This is a genomic window from Paenibacillus sp. FSL E2-8871 (genome assembly GCF_038000345.1).
Taxonomy (GTDB): domain Bacteria; phylum Bacillota; class Bacilli; order Paenibacillales; family Paenibacillaceae; genus Paenibacillus_AQ.
The window spans coordinates 5,635,229-5,652,467 of sequence record NZ_JBBOBV010000001.1; the positions used below are offsets into that span (position 1 = coordinate 5,635,229).

A 17,239-nucleotide genomic window follows, 5' to 3' on the forward strand; every position below is an offset into this window, starting at 1 on the left:
AGATAGGGGGAGAGGACGTCGATGAAACGATATGATCTTATTCAGATAGGTGTGGACTATTACCCGGAGCATTGGGAAGAATCCATGTGGGAACCGGATATCAGATTAATGAAGGAAACAGGTGTCAAGGTAGTTCGAGTCGCCGAGTTTGCATGGAGCCGGTTAGAGATAGCGGAGGGCAATTACCAGTTCGGGTGGCTGGACCGCGCGCTGGATCTTTTTCATAAGTATGGATTACAGGTTGTGATTGGTACGCCCACAGCTACACCTCCTAGATGGTTAACTACGAAATTTCCGGACGTGTTGCCGGTATTTGCGAAGGGAGAGACCTTTCATCCAGGGGTACGCGGACACCGCTGCTATAATAGTACATCTTTGCGCGAATACGGAAGTCGTATCACGCAGCGACTTGCGGAGCACTATAGTGAACACCCGGCCGTTATTGGTTGGCAGACTGATAATGAATTCGGGATGTTAGATTGTCATTGTGATGCTTGTAATATAGCGTTTCGCAATTGGGTGAAAGCCAAATATGGCAGCCTTGATCGGGTGAATGCAGAGTGGGGAACGGTTGTGTGGAGTGGAGAATATAGCGATTGGAATGAGCTTACTGTTCCACTGGGCGGATCACCACACCAGAATCCATCATTCCTGCTAGATTATCAGCGGTTTCAGTGGGATTCGGTGGTAGCATTCCAGAAGACGCAGATTGATATTTTGCGGTCTGTTTGTCCGCAGCATTTTATCACTCATAACTTTCATAGCTATCCGCAGCGTCTGGATATGTACGCAGTCGGTGCTGATCTGGATGTCGCTGCATTTGACTATTATCCGAATACTTCTCCAACCAAGCAAGCGACAACACCATATAGCGGAGCACTTTCACTAGATGTAACCCGTGGTATTAAACGTCAAAACTTTTGGATCATGGAGCAGCTAAGTGGTTCACCAGGTTGTTGGATGCCGATGTGGAGAACGCCGTATCCTGGGATGATTCGTGCTTATGCGTGGCAGACGATAGCCAGAGGTGCTGATACCGTCGTTCATTTCCGCTGGCGTAGTGCAGTCGCGGGAGCAGAGCAATTCTGGCACGGACTGATTGATCACAGCAATGTCCCAGGACGCAGGTTTGCGGAGTTCACTCAGTTATGCCATGAGGTTAATACACTCGGGGAGAAGCTGACTGGAACGACGCTAAAGAATGAAGTAGCTATACTCCATTCTCATGAAGAGAAGGCTGCGCTAGATATTCAGCCGCAGGCTGAGGGATTTGATTATTATGAGAATATTAAGCAGATTCACCGTGCGGTGACGAAGCTTGGTATGGGTTGTGATGTTATCGATCTTAGACAACCATTGGATGAGTATAAAGTAGTGATTGCTCCAAATTTGTATTTACTGGATGAGGAGATCGTACGTAGTTTGGAGGATTTTGCACTCGCTGGCGGAACTTTGCTTATTACCAATCGAAGTGGCGTGAAAACTACAAATAACATCGCAGTCATGCAGCCACTACCGGGGCTACTGAGCTATTGCACAGGGGTTGAAGTGCTGGAGTATGATCCGATTGGTACTGAGACCCATAAGGTTGTTGATGCTGAGGGTAACCCATATGAATGCACGCAGTGGTGCGACATCCTAAGGCCTGTTGTGGCAGTGCCGATTGCTTGGTATGGCGATGATTTCTATAGCGGAACTCCGGCTGTAACCGTCAATGCTTTTGGAAAAGGTCAGGTTTATTACTTTGGGACTCATATGGAAGAGAGATTCTGGTCAGTTTTATTGGAGCGCCTTTCCAAACAGCAGGGGCTGTTTAGATTTGAGGGTTTGCCGGATGGAGTACAGACCTCTGTGCGTTCGGGAGATCAAGGAAGCTTCTTATTCTTGCTTAATCTGAGCCGGGAGTCTGTGACGATCCCGTTGCCACAGGAGTATAACAGTCTGCTGAATCACTTGATTTGTTCAGGAGAGCTGCAGCTTGAGCCGTATGGTGTGGATATTCTGGAGATGTAAAAGATTTTAAGTAATTGCTGATGGGGAGAGGGCTTTATCTCCTTGGGGGTTAACCCTTGTGATTGAGATTGAGATTGAGATTGAGATTTGTGATTGCACTCTGTGCAATAGAATGCTCGAAATGAGATGGAAAAGTGCATTCTAATGTATTAAGTGCAATAGAATACACTGTTTTACGGGGACTGTAGCTGTCGAGACAAGCCAGTTGGTACGATGCAGAATAGCTGAACTAGAAGGAATGGAGAGTTGGTTTGATACAGAATAGCTGCACTTTCTACACTTATTTTATGCTCTCGGGCTATGAAAAGGATTTAGTTGTATTTAGTGCAGCTATAATGCGAAGTATCGCGGTTCACAGCCAAATGCTGAGAATATAACTGCACAGAATACACTTATATGGATATTTTCTGCTGAACAGGCTGATTTAAGTGTACAAAATGCAGTTACTCTGACGCACATGCCCATACTAATGAGATTCACACAGCGATAAGCTCTATCATCACAACCTTATGTAGCATTTCACTACGCAGGAGGCGATTAAGCTGTACACCTTAGAGTATTAGTGAAGTCGTCTAAACTGCTCCGGTGTAGTCCCTGACTGCTTGCGAAAGGTGGCAACATAATGGCTAACATCACGGAAGCCGACTCTCTGCGAGATGATTTTTACAGTAAGATCCGGCTGGCTTACGAGCATTTCTTTGCTTTTACGGATACGTAGCCGTACGAAATAGGCATAAGGAGATAGCCCAAAGGTTTGTATGAATAGATTGTTGAGATATCGCCCTGAGACGCCGAGCTGATCGGCTAGATCGTTAAGTCCGAGATCAGGATCACCATAATGGCTGTCCATCCACTTCAGAAGCGGCTGCAGCTTATCCACATTGCGGGATATCGTTGTGTTGTTATGCAGTTGCCCATATTTGCTTAAAGTAAGCAGAAAGCGATAAGCATCAGTGGAGGCAGTCAGACCAAACATGTCCTGTGAGGCATCATACTGATCAAGTATTTCTCTTAGCAGCTTGGAGAGAGGCGCCTCTTTTTCCCAGCGGTAAAAAGAATTCATATTCATCCCCAGCGTCTCCAAAATAGACCCTGCAGAGCTGCCTCCGAACGTTAAATAAGAGGTGCTCCAGTTAGCAGCCGAAGCTTCATAGCGATGTGGAGTATAGGGGAGAAGTAATACACCACTGCCTGCGGGAAGGGAGAAGCTTTTATTCTCAAAATGAATCACCCCTTCACCAGACGCCGTTTGGAGCCAATGATAGGTTTCGTAGCCATCTAAGCGGGATACTTTTTCCTGTTGATGATTGTGACCGATACTGTCTATTGTGATAGGTAGATCTTGTCCACCCTCATGGGGGAACACAATTCTACGATGCACGATTCCCTTCAATGACTCCATCTCCTCTTGGTTCCATATTCTTATATGCTGGGAAGATTATTTTATATTTATAGCGTAAGGTTAACCGATTACAATATATATATAATTATACTATAAAGGATGTGCGAAGTGTGATTAACGATAAATTACCTAAGATTTGGTACGGTGGAGATTACAATCCAGAGCAATGGGATGCGCCTGTATGGGCAGAGGATGAGCGTATGTTTAAGCTGGCAGGAATTGATGTTGCCACAATTAATGTGTTTTCCTGGGCGCTGATCCAACCTTCCGAAGACACTTATGATTTCTCATCACTAGATGAATTAATGGATAGACTATATAAAAATGGTACTTACGTATGTCTGGCAACAGGTACAGGAGCGCACCCAGCTTGGATGGCTCATCGTTATCCTGAAGTTACTCGTGTTGATGTGAAGGGCAGAAAACGCAAGTTCGGTGGACGTCATAACTCGAATCCAAACAGTCCGGTTTACCGCAAGTTTGCAGCGAAGCTGGCAGGAAAGCTGGCTGAACGTTATAAGGATCATCCGGCGCTTGTAGCTTGGCACGTTTCGAATGAGTTCAGTAACTATGATTATTCTGATTTATCTGAAGCGGCGTTCCGTGTCTGGTTGAAGGATCGTTATGGTTCTCTGGATGTATTAAACAAAGCATGGAATACACGTTTTTGGGGACATACGTTTTATGATTGGGAAGAAATTGTACTGCCTAGTGAGCTGAGTGAAGAATGGGATGGCAACCGCACCAACTTCCAAGGCATTTCATTAGACTTCCGTAGATTTATGTCTCATAGCTTGCTGGAATGCTACAAAATTGAGAGCGATGCGATTAAGGAGCACAGTCCTAACGTACCTGTTACCACTAACTTGATGGGCTTTTATGATGAATTGGACTATTTTGAGTGGGCTAAACATATGGACGTCATTTCTTGGGACAACTATCCTTCACTGGATACACCAGTCAGCTTCACAGCCATGACGCATGATCTCATGCGTGGATTGAAGAATGGACAACCTTTCATGCTGATGGAGCAAACGCCAAGCCAGCAGAACTGGCAGCCATATAACTCTTTGAAACGTCCAGGGGTTATGCGCTTGTGGAGTTATCAGGCTGTTGCGCGTGGTGCAGACACTGTTCTGTTCTTCCAGCTGCGTCGTTCAATTGGTGCATGTGAGAAGTATCATGGAGCTGTTATTGAGCATGTGGGACATGAGCATACGCGTGTATTCCGTGAATGCGCTGAGCTAGGTAAAGAGCTGGGACAGCTTGGAGATCAGCTATTGGATGCGCGGAGTGCAGCTAAAGTAGGGATTATTTATGACTGGGAAAACCGCTGGGCCATCAACCTTTCAAGCGGACCATCCGTAGCCTTGGATTATGTGAATGAGATTCATAAATATTATGATGCACTCTACCAACAAAATATCGAAGCCGATATGATCGGTGTAGAAGAGAATCTGTTCAAATATGAGATTGTAATCGCACCTGTGATGTATATGGTTAAGCCGGGTTTTGCTGAGAAGGTTGAAGCTTTTGTAAAAGCAGGCGGTACATTCATTACGACTTATTTCAGCGGAATTGTTAATGAGAACGACCTCGTAACCGTAGGTGGCTACCCTGGGGAACTGCGCAACGTACTCGGGATCTGGGCAGAGGAAATTGATGCACTGCTGCCAGGGATGAGCAATGAGATTGTGATGGACAAAGCGTGGGGCAATTTGAGTGGTTCTTACAAATGTGATCTGCTCTGCGATCTGATTCATGCCGAAGGCGCTGAGGTTTTGGCAGAGTACGGATCTGATTTCTATAAAGGAATGCCAGCCTTGACTGTGAATAACTTTGGTGAAGGTAAAGCGTATTACGTGGCTACCAGCCCAGAAGCGGGATTCTTGAAAGGATTCTTAGCCAATCTGTGTGCCGACAAGAACATTCAGCCGCTAGTAACTGCACCGGAAGGTATCGAATCTGTGCAACGTGTGAAGGAAGGCGTATCCTACCTATTCTTGCTGAACCACACCACTGGTGATTTGAGTGCGGATATTGGTGCTGATGAGCGTACGGATCTTCTGACTGGCAATAAGGTTAGCGGTTCTTGTGTTGTGCCAGCCCGTGGAGTATTGATTTTGTCGGATAAGAACTAATTCGTAGTATATATAAAAAGATCTCCGGGGAACCAACTTGTCCCCGGAGATCTTTTTTTGTGGTGCAGCATTTCATTAGCTGCTGCTGCTCGCGCTGTCATCTGGAGTAGCTCCACCGAGATTGCCATTACTTAATGTAATGCTCTCCGCCACGGTGGAATCTGATTTAAGTGTGTATTGGATAATATCATCAGCCTTCAGTTCTGCTAAGGTGATCGCATTTTCTTGACGCGTGCCATTGTCGAAGGTAACCGCTACGATTTTAGTATCCGCATCAATCGTAATGTCTGTGGTTTCATCGGAGAAGCTTTGCTGCATTCTACCTCCCTGTGGCCCACCGCCTTGTCCGCCACCTTCCGGCATTTCCCCTTGTGGCATCCCACCCTCGGGCGCAGCGCCATTTCCTGTACTTTGATCGCCATCAGGTCTTTCCGGCGGGGTACCGCCTTGACTGTTCTGCCCGTCACCTTCTCCAGCACCTTGTGGGGGCATAGACATGTCCGATTTATAGATGGTAAGGGTAGTATCGCTTACACTCTTAATCTTACCGAAATTCATGGACATATTAGGTCCGCCATTCTGTTGATCGCCGTTTGCTTGTGGTTGTTTGGCTGCTGAACCCCTGTCTGCTTGGTCATTTGCAGCAGTTGTTCCTTCGGCCTCCGAATTCGCGCTGCAGCCAGCCAATAATAGAGAAGCGAGTAGGCCTCCAGATATTAGAATAGGGACGAACTTTCTCATTTTTTATTCCTCCTTAGTAGGTTAAAGATAGATTAGGAGAAATATAACAAACAGTTCTGAAAGTTTGCTTAATTTCCGCTGAGAGTTTGCCTAAAGAAATGAAATATGCAAATGTTATATAATGAACAAATATGTAGACTTAAAGGATAAGCCAACGACCAGGAAAGAGGCAGCACATGAAGACTTTACTAGTAACAGGGTATCGTGCGCACGAGCTCGGTATTTTTGACAATAAGCATCTAGGGATTCCTTATATTAAAAAGGCACTAGCTAACCGATTAAAACCTTTGATTGAAGAAGGCGTGGAATGGGTGATTACGCCCGGCCAGTATGGTGTGGATCTGTGGGCATGCGAAGTGGTGAGCGAACTTAAGCTGCAATATCCGGACTTGAAGCTTGGGATCATTACAGCGCATACTGGTCAGGAAGAGAAATGGAAAGAAGAAAAGCAGAACGAGTATCGGCGTATTATTGCGGGTGCGGATTTCTTCGGGGCGGTCAGTAATGCTCCTTATGACGGTAGCTGGCAGTTTCGGGCTAGAGACGATTTGTTGTTCCGCAAAAGTGACGGAATATTGCTCTTTTATGATGAGGATGCAGCGGAGGGGAGTCCGAAGTTTTTTAAAGAGCGGGCGCTGAAGCTGCATGCTGAAGGAGAGTATGAGTTGTTTCTAATTCACTCTGATGAAATTCAGAATATTGCCGATGAAGAGAATCAACGTGACTATGAGTAAGTATATGTAGATTTTGGAAAAGTAAAGGCCCGTAAACAGTGAATGAGACCATCACCGTTTACGGGCTTTTTGATATAAGAAGTGATCAGATAAAACTCTTTAGCGATGGTGCTTTTCGCACCTTGTAGTTTTGTTCATAAGCATAGGCGAGCTTGATGAGTGTAGGCTCCTGATAAGCTTTCGCTGAGAAAGTTACACCGAAGGGGGCGCCGGCTGATGTATAACCGGAAGGCACAACGATGGACGGATATCCTGCTCTGGAGGTAATTCTGGCGCCGAAATCGGCGGGGAACAGCAGGGCATCCAGATTGTGCTCCTTCATGGTGGCGTCGATGCCTTCTTCCTTACATAGTTTTATGTCAGTCGCACGGTGCAGCAAATACTTTGGTTCGGTTTGTGTGCCGGAAGAGGTATATTCCGCATCTATTAACGTAGCTTGACCATATCTCAAAGTCTCCACAGGATGTGCATGATTAAAATCAATAATATCCTTCAACGTTCGCATCGGTGCCCCAGGGCCCAAACGAGATAAATAAGCGTTCAAAGCTGTTTTGAATTCATTCAATACCACAGAAGAATAACTAATTTCCCGGGCGGTCTTAATATCCGCAGGATCAATAATAGTAGCTCCAAGCTCTCTCATTCTATCTACAGAAGCATTGAACAGTGCAAGTTGTTCTTCTGTCAGCTCCTCGAAATAATAATCACGCGGGATACCTATTCGGGCGCCTTGCAAGCCATTCTCGTCTAGGAATACAGTGTAATCCTTGTGGATTCTACCTATATTCGTTCCCATTGCTGCATCTTGAGTATCATTGCCGAGCAATGCGTTTAGCAGCAGAACGGCATCACGAACGGTTCTGGCCATAGGGCCAGCAGTATCTTGTGTATTGGATAGCGGAAGGATTCCCGAACGGCTGAGCAGTCCAACGGTTGGCTTAATGCCAATAATGGAGCCCAAGTTACCAGGGTTAAGGATCGATCCCGAGGTCTCTGTGCCAACAGAAACTGTACAAAAGTTACAAGCGACAGCTACCGCGGAACCAGCACTGGAGCCACCTGTTGGTGTAGATATATTGTAGGGGTTAAGGACTTGCCCGCCGCGGGAGCTGTATCCGGAGGGCATGCCGGTTGTCATAAAATTGGCGAATTCGGTCATATTGGCTTTACCCATAATGATTGCTCCGGCTTCACGCAGTTTGGTAACTATAAACGCATCTTCCCCGGCAAAAGAATTCGCCAAAGCCAGCGAGCCCGCGCTAGTATGCATTTTATCCCCTGTATTGATGTTATCCTTCAATAACACAGGTATGCCGTGCAGGGGTCCCCGGGAGCCGTTGATCGTACGTTCAACATCTAGAGATTCTGCGATAAATAATGCATCCGGATTGATCTCCAACACAGAGTTAATCGTCAGGCCATTTTTGTCATGATCAGCTATGCGTTCATAATACATGAGAACTAGTTGTTTTGACGTAAGTTCTCCGGCTTCTAATGCAGCTTGGATCTCCGGTATAGTGGCTTCTACGATTTCAAAACTCATGTGCGTTCACGCTTCTTTCCCTTTAGGATATAGCTTCCCCTTCATCTAACCATAATTTGGGTTTTAGTGGTAGTATTCTTTTTATACTACAAATTATTGAATGATGGTCTCGGCAGTTAGGGGGGATATTAATGTTTTTTATTAGCGAAGTTTTGGGTAGAGCTTGCAAGCGCGCAACTGAAAAAAGGTGTCCAAATCGCCAAAACAAATGGCTGTTAGGACACCTCTTTTTATTTTTTTTCTGATAGGAGTTGTTATTACCCCTGCTTACCCCTGTGCTGTAAATCCCTCTTCCGCTAAATATTCTTTAGCTTCTTCAAGGGTCTCAAAGGCCATTTCTAGATTAAGGTTGGCATAGACATACCATAAATCATCCTCAAGCTTCAGGGTTAGGGTATGGCCCTCATCATTAGTCCAGAGTGAGTCGGCAGTTGCCGCAGCCTTTTTCTTTCTTTTGCTGGCTACAGGGACGTCCGGAATGTAAATGGACAGTGAGGTGATGGAGGCATCCAGCAGACTCCGCAGCTCGGATTCCGAGTAGTCGCGAATGTTCACAAAGCCCTTATCATCTGTCTCATAGCCCCGCAATAAGCCTGCGAACACATAACCATTCCCATTAGGATGCAGGTGGTAAGCAACGGTTTTCTTATCATGCTGGCTTTCCTCGTAGTGATAGTTCACGCGCCCAAGGGATACGTTTTTACGTTCCAGTTGGGGGTAAGAGTCGAGAATCGCTAATTTTTGTTCAAAAGTAAGCATATACAGCCTCCGGTTTTCGGTGTGATTGTGCACATGATTATACCATGACGATGGCCCGCAGACTATTTTTTAGTGATCAAGCGGCAGAGACAGCATGAAGGTACAGCCTTCCTGGGAGTGCTTCTCAAGCACAAGGCTTCCGTTCATAGATTCGGCCAAAAGACGGCTGAAGGTGAGACCGAGTCCCAGACCACGTAGTGTGCTCTGTTTGTCGCTACCCCGGAAAAAAGCCTCGAAGACATGCTCACTATGATTTGATGAGATGCCCAGTCCATTATCCTGAACACGAATCTCCGCCATGCCATGACCTTGCTGTTCAAGCAGCTCTACTGTAAGCTGCACCATTCGGTCTGGGGCTTTGGCTTGTACACTGTTATTAAGTAAATTGACGATGATTTGTTGGATACGTAGCGGGTCCCCACACAAAAATAAGGGAGTTCTTGGCATATGGAGCATAGGCTCCGCAACTTCATCTGCTTGTGTCAGCTTCCATTGATACACGATTTCAGATAACAGTGGCACTGCATCCAGTCGATCGTGACGGACAGAAACGATTCCTGCAGTCAGTGCGTTGTAATCCAGAAGATCGGCAACCATCCGTTGCAATCGTCCAGCTTCCTGCAAAGCAATATCTAGAAATTCCACCGCCTCATCGTCTTCCACGACCCCTTCACGAACGGCATGGATTAGGCCTTTAATAGAGGTTACTGGTGTCTTTAGTTCATGGGATACACCGGCTAACATAACCGCACGGGACTGCTCAAATTGTTGTAACTTGCCTGCCATCTCTTCAAAAGACAACATCAGTTCATGGATTTCTCGTTCTTTGGCATCCTTATCCAGAACGATATCATAACGGCCATGGCTGATTTGAGCGGCTGCTTTGGCTACTTTCTGGATCGGTTTTGCCAGTTTGCGAGACAAGAGGTAAATGGTTAGCCAACTTAATATGATTAGAAATAGCAAAAGAATGGAGAAAAAAATGATCTCCTCCTGCGGAATATGCCTCAGCGATTTCTTGGATTGAAGGACAATCACCTGTCCCAGTGTTTTCCCATCCGATTGTATGGACGCTACTGCAGCTTTGAACTCCGGACTGCGAGAGTCGTTAAGACTATCATTAAGTTTATGCCTCATCTCATCTTCAGTTAGTGGTGGCATAGAGTACAGCATTTGATCTTGCTGATCCGTAATGATTACACACATTTCTACGGTTAACTTGAAGAATCGTTTTCGGTCTTCAATGAGCATTCCAAGATTTTGGCTGATCTCTATGGAACCCTCACGATTTACGCTACGGTCGGCAATCTCCTGTGCTAATAATCCAGTAGTCTGCATCCGGTTACTCATAGCTTCTTGTTGGATCCACCAGAACGTCGTTAGTGCAGTTAGGAGGAGGCCAACACTAATGATGATCAGATAACGAATCGTCCAATAGGAGAGAATCGAAGTACGTTTGGGGCTGCTTTTCTTTAGGTTGTCCATAATTGATATCCTGTCCCTCTCAGGGTACGGATTTCCCCCTCATCTACTGGCCAATGCGACAGCGCTTGGCGAAGTCTTTTGATAGACAAGTCCACGGCTCGGTCACTTCCTTCGTAATCCATCTCCCAGACATGTTCTATTAATTGCTCGCGAGTACATATTTGATTAGGTCTTTCAGCCAGAAATAACATGACCGACATATCACGTGGACTAAGACTCAGCTCAACCCCGTTTAAAAAGACAGCTCGTGCAGTAAAGTCGATAAACAAACTGCCATAATGCCGTTTGCGGCTGCCATCGGACCACTGCGAAGGACGGCGTAACACAGCATTCACGCGTGCCACCACTTCCTCAGGAATAAAGGGCTTAGACATATAATCATCCGCACCACCGTCGAGACCGGCTAGTCGGTCATTGATCCCGTCCCTTGCGGTGAGCATGATCACGGGACAGCTGCTTTTTTCACGGATCAGCTTTAGCAGTTCAAAGCCGTCCATGTTTGGCAGCATGATGTCGAGTAATACTAATGAGGGAGGTGTTATAGCAAAAGACTCCAGCGCAGCACGTCCGTCGGCTACACGGGTGACATGGAAGCCTGCTTTTTTCAGATAGGCACTGAGGACCCTGGAGATAGCTTCCTCATCTTCAACAATTAGAATGGATCTCATCAAGTGGTGGTCCTCCAATCTATAAAATTACGACAAGTTTAACACATCATAGCTCGCTCTGCTCTGACTTCTTCCCGACTTATTGCTTTGTTAGAATGAGGGACGAGCTTGAAAATATACAGAATATTTTGAATATTGGAGGGAACAGGATGAAGAGAAAAAGAATAGCCTTGATCGCTGCCGGAGTCATTATCGTAGGAGTAGTCACAGGTTATACATTGCTGGATAAATCGCTGGGCAATAATGTACAGATCGAGTCCGTGATTCCAGGGCAAGCCACAACAGCCGGTAATGGAGAAAGCACGAATAACACTGGAGCACCAGCAGGAGCGACGGTCACAGCCGATCAATTAAACGGTGATTGGACGGTTACGGATGCTTCTAAAGTATATTGGTCAGTAACCACCTCTAAAGAAACAGTAAACTTCGTGGATAACAAAGTTCAAGGTACCTGGAAAGTTAATATAGATGATTCTACTTCGATGGTTGGAGAAGGGTCAGTAGATATGAGCACTCTGGACTCTGGCAATGGTCAAAGAGATGAGCATGTAAAAGGGGAAGATTTTCTAGCCGTTACGGAATTTCCACAATCTACGTTTGTCGTTAAATCATTCTCGGAGCTGCCAACGGAATGGACCGAAGGAGCCACTGTGCCGGTTGAAATGCAAGGAACGCTTACAGTGAAGGGTGTGGAAAAGGACGTTACCTTCCAGTCTCAAGCAGCGTACAGTGGTGGACAGCTGATGTTGTCGGGTACAACAACAGTGGCTTTTTCTGATTTTGGCTTAAGCAATCCACACACCGTTGTGCTGGATACTGAGAACAATCTTGAGGTTCGATTAGAGCTTGTATTGACGAAATAGCAGTCTTTCCGTAAAGAAGACTTTGCTGTGAATTTATAGAGAAACTTTACGGAAGAGACTTTCCCGGGCCTAATAGCTTTTGGGAGAGTCTCTTTGGTTTGGAATGAAATGTATGTTTTAATAGAAGTATCTGTCTAATAAATAGCAATAAAGGAGGTGTTCCTTGTGATTCAGGTGGCGGCAGCGATTATACATAATGAAGAAGGACAGATTCTTATTGCTCGGCGCAGGCAAGGTAAATCTCAGGCAGGTCTGTGGGAATTTCCTGGCGGCAAAATAGAGCAGGATGAAAGCATCGCAGATTGTCTGCAAAGAGAGCTTCAGGAGGAGATGGGGATAACAATCCTTCCCTATGAAAGCTTTGGCGTGAACGAGCACAACTATGGAAGTGTCGAGATCAGACTGTTTGCTTGGAAAGCCCGGTATCAGGGAGGTGTAATTGATCTTGTCGATCACGATGAATATAGGTGGATGCTTCCAGCTGAACTCGGTCAGTTCACTTTTGCTCCTGCAGATATTCCTTTTGTAGAACGGCTAATGGTGGGGGCAAATCAAGTGTGAAGGCAGTCTGAACATCAAGTAGAAAGGAAGAACTTAAGTGCCCGTATATGAAAAGCTAGTGCGTGACGGAATTCCCAACCTGATAGCTTCTCAAGGTAAAGACTTTAAAACAAGGATATTAGAGTCCAAAGAATACATAACTGAACTACGTAAAAAATTGAAAGAAGAGTCGGAGGAGTATTTTCGGGCAGTGAGTAATGAAGAAGCTCTAGAGGAGCTTGCCGACATGCTGGAAGTAATTCAAGCGCTGGCGGAGACCCATGGAAGTAACAGCGCAGAGCTGGAGGAGCTTCGTGCGGAGAAAGCTGAACGTCGTGGTGGATTTAAGGAACGGATATTTTTAATTGAAGTGGAAGGAGAATAACTAGAGATTATTGTTCTGTATAAGGAGGTTATTAATGTTGTCCAAAACCAAACTGATGATGATCTTAAGCGGTGTGGTAGCCTTAATCCCTGTAGCTATTTATTTATTCCTATATTCCAAAATGCCTGATAGGGTCCCGATTCATTACGATGGGAACATGGCTGATAGATTTGTAAGTAAGTCTAGTCTGGAGGTTATTTTGCAAAGCGGGCTTGGATGTTTGGGATTTATGATCATGAAACTCCTGCAGTTCCTTTTGAAAAAAGCGTTTATTCAGAGCTCGAACGAGCATTCAGCGGCTTTGAGCAGGATCTGGAATATTGCTATTTTGGTGGTGACGGTGGTGTTTGCTGGCATCAGTTCCTATACATTTATTAGAATGGTCTGATAGAATTAAAGAGGCTTAGCAGAAGGATTAGGAGGAACATGCAAATGAAAATGGATAACGCTTACAAGGTAAGATGGGGAATTCTCAGTACAGGCTGGATTGCCCATCAGTTTGTTACTGATTTAGCTCACGCCAGCAATGGCGTGGCATATGCCGTGGGTTCGCGTTCACAGGAAAGTGCAGATAAATTTGCGAGGGATCATGGAGTACCACATGCTTATGCTACTTATGAGGAATTGGTAAATGACCCGAATGTAGACGCGGTATATATTGGAACGCCACATCCTTTTCACAAAGAAAATGCATTATTGGCGCTACGTGCAGGCAAAGCTGTCCTATGTGAGAAGCCTTTTACCGTGAATAGCGGAGAACTAGAAGAAGTAGTGGCCTACGCTAGAGATCATAAGCTATTCCTGATGGAGGCCATGTGGAGTCGTTACATCCCGGCGATTGTGAAGGTTAGAGAATGGATCGCCGAGGGTAGAATCGGTGAAGTTCGCTTGGTGAAGGCAGACTTAGGATTTCGCACCGACTGGAATCCGGAAAGCAGATTGCTGAATCTGAAGCTGGGCGGAGGGGCGCTGCTGGATGTTGGGATTTATCCGGTTTCTTTTGCCTCGATGGTGTTTGGACCTCATCCTGAATCTATCTCTAGTACGGTGCATATTGGTGAGACTGGAGTGGATGAGCATTTCTCCATGCTGCTGGATTATGGCAATGGGAAAACCGCTTCGTTGAACGGGGGTATTCGTCTTAATACGCTGGAGGAAGCACATGTGTTTGGAACAGAGGGCCGTATTATTGTTGAAGGGACGTTAGTGAACCCGAAATCTGCTTCGCTTTATATAGGGGATGAGAAGGTAGAGAGCTTTGTGGATGATCGAGCTTCTATTGGATATTGTTTTGAAGCGGAGGAAGTAGGGCGTTGTCTACAAGCGGGATTTACAGAGAGTCCTGTGATGTCACTGGATGAGTCGTTAGCGATTCTGCAACTGCTGGATCAAGTACGTGCGCAGTGGGGTCTTAAGTATCCTGGAGAGTAATTTTTAAAAATAATAATACCCCTCGATTTATATGCTACGTAGGTAGCTCCGAGGGGTGTTTGATATATCGATCGAAGGTGGGCGTCTAGTTCTGACTATTGGCGTTTTTACTTTTGCCTGCTTGGACCCATCCAGCCACTTCAACAGTACGCTTCGCTTGATGAAAAACAGCATCACGGATCCGATCCTGCTCTTCGATCATTTTACCGTCTCCATCTACACTGACGCTTGTTCCGTACGGGTTGCCTCCCGCTCCAAATGTGACGGGATCTGTGTAACCTGGTGCTGCGACAATCGCTCCCCAGTGATACATCGATGTGTAGAGTGCCAAGATCGTTGCTTCCTGTCCGCCATGTGGATTCTGTGCTGAGCTCATGGCGCTGACGACTTTGTTTACGGTGAGTCCTTTGCCCCAAATCCCTCCGGTTGTATCAATGAACTGCTTCATTTGAGAAGCAATGTTACCGTAACGGGTTGGAGAACTGAAAATAATCGCATCAGCCTCCACAATATCATCAGGTGTTGCAACGGGGATATCTTTTGTCTTCTCAGCCAGGGCCTTCATCGCCGGATTTGCCGCAATTTTGTCCTCGGGAACCAGTTCCTGCACCTTCAGCAGTTTTACCTCAGCTCCTGCTTTCTCGGCGCTTTCCGCGGCCCACTGTGCTAGCTGGTAGTTAGTTCCTGTGGCACTGTAGTAGATGACGGCTAATTTGATTTTTGACATGCTGTAGTCATTCCCTTCGAGTGTAGTTCCATACTATTAATTACCCCAATGATGCTTTTATAACCCAAATCGATGATTCTACTCTAACTAGACAGACAGATGTCCACTTCTCCTGTGTATACTGAACTCAATCACATGAAATGAGGGATAATGATGAATACTTATTTTGTACAAAAACCGAAAATGACCTTGGCTGGGGTTAGCATACGTACGACAAATGAAGTGGAAATAGGTCCTGATGGGGGCTTGTCGCGGCTGTGGGAAACGTATTTCCAAAGTAATATTGCGGGGCAGATGGATACGGTTAAACCTGAGTATATCTATGCCTTGTATACAGATTATGAGAGTGATGCGTCGGGTGCATATACCGTTGTGATTGGGCATGAAGTGGCTGGGGAGAGACATTTAGCGGATAGCGGCATCGTGAGTGCGGCTGTTCCAGAGAGCAAGTATATGGTTTTTACGACGAAAAAAGGTCCGGTATTTGAAGTAGTCTCGCAAGCTTGGGGGGAGATTTGGACGTATTTTAAGGGCTCTACAGAGATAAGAACTTATACGGGCGATTTTGAAATTTACGATTCGCGGAATTTTGATCCTGCTAACACACAGGTTGAGATTTATATTGCGATTGAGTAGATCGGGTGAAAGATATTTTAGCTAAAAGAAATGTTTCGTGGGGATTTGGGGGCTGCCGAGAGGCAGTTCCTTTTTTCGCGGATGAGCTGAATCCCTTGGGTGAGGGTGAAGGGTTACTCAACGATTAAAACGAATATATATCAATAGAAGGAATGAGTAAATACGCTTCATATTTAAATGCGGATGTGTTGTTAACCAGTAAACGGAAAAAAATTCGTACCATTCGCTGTGTTAGACCGAAGTGGTGCAACAGAACGGTGAAAATCTCCCACATTAGCTGCGTCTAGCCGAAGTAGCAATCTTCAAGGGTAAAAATACCCTACATTTACTCTAATGATGCTCCAAACCGTTTGGAAGGAGATGGAGCAAGTGGAGTGTAAATGAAATAACTTGTTGAGTGAAGTGGATGAATTTTGATGGAGTTGAACTAAGGAAGTGTAGACGAAGTAGCTGGTTGAGTTAATATGTTCAATGGAGCATGACAGTCCCACCCAACAAATCACACACAAACCAAAATGAAACGGAGAACACCAAATGGGAAAACAATTCACGGCTATATTACCTGCACATCAGGAGTTTATTCTTCGGCAGCATCTTTTTTTCGTAGGGTCAGCGCCGCTTTCTGAAGAAGGGCATGTTAACCTGTCACCTAAGGGTCATGATTGCTTGCGGATTTTGTCTCCTAATCAAGTGGCTTATCTCGATATGACCGGTAGTGGTAATGAGACGAGCGCGCATCTGCTGGAAAATGGAAGAGTGACGGTTATGTTTTGTGCGTTTGAAGGACCGCCGAACATTCTGAGACTGTATGGAACAGGGACAGTAATCCTGCCTGGTTCATTTGAATGGGAAGCACTGTACCCTATTTTTACACCTCTGCCTGGAGCTAGACAGATCATTTTAATTGATGTTCATAAGGTACAGACTTCCTGCGGATTTTCGGTCCCATTCATGAGTTATGATGGTGAGCGAGATACGTTACAACGTTGGTCTATCCAAAAGGGCGAAGCAGGTCTGAAAGAATATAGACAAGAGAAGAACACCACAAGTATAGACGGGCTACCGACACCCCTTGGACAAAAAAACTAAGCGGACATGGTGATCCAAGGTTCATGTATATATAAAGTTTCACATTCGTCACGATGAGCGATCTCTCAATTCGACTAAGCAG

At 45.6% G+C, this 17,239-nt stretch carries 17 protein-coding genes; 10 read left to right on the forward strand and 7 right to left on the reverse strand.

Annotation, left to right across the window (positions count from 1 at the left end; genetic code table 11):
* The first annotated feature begins 21 nt into the window (after positions 1 to 21).
* Positions 22 to 2,013: a beta-galactosidase gene (locus tag NYE25_RS25350; protein WP_341147143.1), complete on the forward strand. Its 1,992-nt coding sequence runs from the start codon at positions 22 to 24 to the stop codon at positions 2,011 to 2,013.
* 559 nt (positions 2,014 to 2,572) lie between these two features.
* Here the strand turns inward: NYE25_RS25350 and NYE25_RS25355 are convergent.
* Positions 2,573 to 3,406 carry an AraC family transcriptional regulator gene (locus NYE25_RS25355; protein ID WP_341147144.1) on the reverse strand — a complete coding sequence of 278 codons (834 nt, stop codon included), beginning with the start codon at positions 3,404 to 3,406 and terminating at the stop codon, positions 2,573 to 2,575.
* A gap of 119 nt (positions 3,407 to 3,525) precedes the next feature.
* On the opposite strand from NYE25_RS25355, the gene NYE25_RS25360 reads away from it, so the two are divergent.
* Positions 3,526 to 5,556, forward strand: coding sequence for a beta-galactosidase (locus tag NYE25_RS25360; RefSeq protein WP_341147145.1), 2,031 nt, complete (start codon positions 3,526 to 3,528; stop codon positions 5,554 to 5,556).
* A 75-nt stretch (positions 5,557 to 5,631) separates the two neighbouring features.
* Here the strand turns inward: NYE25_RS25360 and NYE25_RS25365 are convergent, their stop codons facing one another.
* The gene (locus NYE25_RS25365; protein WP_341147146.1) at positions 5,632 to 6,297 is read right to left on the reverse strand and encodes a hypothetical protein; all 666 of its coding nucleotides are present in this window, start codon (positions 6,295 to 6,297) and stop codon (positions 5,632 to 5,634) included.
* A 176-nt stretch (positions 6,298 to 6,473) separates the two neighbouring features.
* Here NYE25_RS25365 and NYE25_RS25370 point away from each other — a divergent pair, with 176 nt between their 5' ends.
* Positions 6,474 to 7,031: a DUF1273 domain-containing protein gene (locus NYE25_RS25370; protein ID WP_042185074.1), complete on the forward strand. Its 558-nt coding sequence runs from the start codon at positions 6,474 to 6,476 to the stop codon at positions 7,029 to 7,031.
* Between the two features lie 85 nt (positions 7,032 to 7,116).
* Here NYE25_RS25370 and NYE25_RS25375 read toward each other — a convergent pair whose 3' ends face one another.
* The 4 genes from NYE25_RS25375 to NYE25_RS25390 form a co-directional block, all read right to left on the reverse strand.
* Positions 7,117 to 8,574, reverse strand: a complete 1,458-nt coding sequence (locus NYE25_RS25375) for an amidase family protein (RefSeq protein ID WP_341147147.1) — start codon at positions 8,572 to 8,574, stop codon at positions 7,117 to 7,119.
* 267 nt (positions 8,575 to 8,841) lie between these two features.
* Complete coding sequence (locus tag NYE25_RS25380; protein ID WP_341147148.1) at positions 8,842 to 9,333, reverse strand: hypothetical protein; 492 nt, start codon at positions 9,331 to 9,333, stop codon at positions 8,842 to 8,844.
* Positions 9,334 to 9,402: 69 nt separating this feature from the next.
* Positions 9,403 to 10,818: a HAMP domain-containing sensor histidine kinase gene (locus NYE25_RS25385; protein WP_341147149.1), complete on the reverse strand. Its 1,416-nt coding sequence runs from the start codon at positions 10,816 to 10,818 to the stop codon at positions 9,403 to 9,405.
* On the reverse strand, positions 10,806 to 11,486 hold the full coding sequence (locus NYE25_RS25390; protein ID WP_042193322.1) for a response regulator transcription factor: 681 nt from the start codon (positions 11,484 to 11,486) through the stop codon (positions 10,806 to 10,808). The genes NYE25_RS25385 and NYE25_RS25390 overlap by 13 nt, the downstream gene beginning before the upstream one ends.
* Positions 11,487 to 11,635: 149 nt before the next feature.
* Between NYE25_RS25390 and NYE25_RS25395 the strand changes: the two genes are divergently transcribed.
* The 5 genes from NYE25_RS25395 to NYE25_RS25415 all read left to right on the forward strand — a co-directional run bounded on the left by NYE25_RS25395 (position 11,636) and on the right by NYE25_RS25415 (position 14,705).
* Positions 11,636 to 12,349 (forward strand): YceI family protein, encoded by a 714-nt coding sequence (locus NYE25_RS25395; protein WP_341147150.1) that lies wholly within the window; start codon positions 11,636 to 11,638, stop codon positions 12,347 to 12,349.
* Between the two features lie 165 nt (positions 12,350 to 12,514).
* Complete coding sequence (gene mutT / locus NYE25_RS25400) at positions 12,515 to 12,910, forward strand: 8-oxo-dGTP diphosphatase MutT (protein ID WP_341147151.1); 396 nt, start codon at positions 12,515 to 12,517, stop codon at positions 12,908 to 12,910.
* Between the two features lie 37 nt (positions 12,911 to 12,947).
* Positions 12,948 to 13,274 (forward strand): nucleoside triphosphate pyrophosphohydrolase, encoded by a 327-nt coding sequence (locus tag NYE25_RS25405; RefSeq protein WP_341050147.1) that lies wholly within the window; start codon positions 12,948 to 12,950, stop codon positions 13,272 to 13,274.
* 34 nt (positions 13,275 to 13,308) lie between these two features.
* Positions 13,309 to 13,662, forward strand: a complete 354-nt coding sequence (locus NYE25_RS25410) for a DUF1648 domain-containing protein (protein ID WP_341147152.1) — start codon at positions 13,309 to 13,311, stop codon at positions 13,660 to 13,662.
* Positions 13,663 to 13,706: 44 nt separating this feature from the next.
* Positions 13,707 to 14,705: a Gfo/Idh/MocA family protein gene (locus NYE25_RS25415; protein WP_445667151.1), complete on the forward strand. Its 999-nt coding sequence runs from the start codon at positions 13,707 to 13,709 to the stop codon at positions 14,703 to 14,705.
* An 85-nt stretch (positions 14,706 to 14,790) separates the two neighbouring features.
* Here the strand turns inward: NYE25_RS25415 and wrbA are convergent, their stop codons facing one another.
* The gene (gene wrbA, locus NYE25_RS25420; protein ID WP_076299112.1) at positions 14,791 to 15,432 is read right to left on the reverse strand and encodes an NAD(P)H:quinone oxidoreductase type IV; all 642 of its coding nucleotides are present in this window, start codon (positions 15,430 to 15,432) and stop codon (positions 14,791 to 14,793) included.
* 150 nt (positions 15,433 to 15,582) lie between these two features.
* Between wrbA and NYE25_RS25425 the strand changes: the two genes are divergently transcribed.
* Complete coding sequence (locus NYE25_RS25425; protein WP_341147153.1) at positions 15,583 to 16,068, forward strand: GyrI-like domain-containing protein; 486 nt, start codon at positions 15,583 to 15,585, stop codon at positions 16,066 to 16,068.
* 534 nt (positions 16,069 to 16,602) lie between these two features.
* Positions 16,603 to 17,157, forward strand: a complete 555-nt coding sequence (locus NYE25_RS25430) for a pyridoxamine 5'-phosphate oxidase family protein (RefSeq protein WP_341147154.1) — start codon at positions 16,603 to 16,605, stop codon at positions 17,155 to 17,157.
* Positions 17,158 to 17,239: the final 82 nt, after the last annotated feature.